The 931-nt window shown below is 37.4% G+C and carries 2 protein-coding genes; both read right to left on the bottom strand.

Annotated features, from left to right (window positions below):
- Window positions 1-270 precede the first annotated feature (270 nt).
- Window positions 271-486: a hypothetical protein gene (locus PSE7429_RS22910; protein WP_009629795.1), complete on the bottom strand. Its 216-nt coding sequence runs from the start codon at window positions 484-486 to the stop codon at window positions 271-273.
- A 196-nt stretch (window positions 487-682) separates the two neighbouring features.
- Window positions 683-865 (bottom strand): hypothetical protein, encoded by a 183-nt coding sequence (locus PSE7429_RS22905; protein ID WP_040690493.1) that lies wholly within the window; start codon window positions 863-865, stop codon window positions 683-685.
- Window positions 866-931 lie beyond the last annotated feature (66 nt).

Here is a 931-nt window from a genome sequence, read left to right as displayed (position 1 = left end):
TGTTTTGGTTCTGACAGTAAAACAAGATGTACTTGTTCAAGTCACATTTTGCCGTTGATGGTTTGCTGATTTCCCTCATTTTTGCTATGGCTATTGCTGGCTAACTCAATGCCTATTTTCTCCCTTTTGTCAATGCGTAACTTCTATATTCTCCTTTTCATTCTCTTGGATTTGCCCAGTTCTCCATTCTCTGGGTTACTTTTTCCTGCTCTTTTTCTGATTAGCTTAATCAACTTAGTCTAAACTCCAGTTAATTCACCGATACAGCTTTTAATTTTCTTTCTTTCCCTGCTTTTGTCCCACTGCTTTTTCGACAAAAATTCCCACCTTTGGACTGACGTTTTCCAGCATTTGCTCTCTCACGGCTATTTCTATGCCTTCTAGCGTTTTCAATTGCTCGGCATCTTTTGCTTCTGCATTCCGATACAGGATTTCCGCTATCTCTCTGGTGCAGGCTTCAAGTCTTCCTTTTTCTTCTGGTGTCATTTGCTTGGACGGGTTAATTTATTTCTATTTTATCCCTCTTTTCTCCTAAGTATTTATACTCAGTGCCTAATTGAGATGCTCCCATCATCAATTTCTTTTACACTTAATCCTGGAAGAAGGTTTTCCCAAAAAATAGGTCTTCTACTAGCAAAATATTCGTCAAGCTTAGCAAGTGTTGTCAGCAAAGTATCCATCATTATTTACCTTTGTCAAAATAGTTTTTATCTTTACTATTTCTTCCTATCCAGTAGGAGTTTTCTGTGTTAGTTGTTTGGACTAGATGCCATCCCTTTTGGATATCGAAAGGTACAATACCTGCTTTGTCGTAAAATGAGTTAAGCCATGTGCCTTGAGTACTTTGTTCTTTGTTCGGGAGCATCTCACTAATGCAATGAGTATTTCTACTTATAGATGACATATGAGAAAATGAATAAAAATGAGGTTA

Origin of the sequence: Pseudanabaena biceps PCC 7429 (genome assembly GCF_000332215.1) — a bacterium.
GTDB classification, from domain to species: Bacteria; Cyanobacteriota; Cyanobacteriia; order Pseudanabaenales; family Pseudanabaenaceae; genus Pseudanabaena; species Pseudanabaena biceps.
This window is presented reverse-complemented; position numbering and strand designations above follow the sequence as displayed.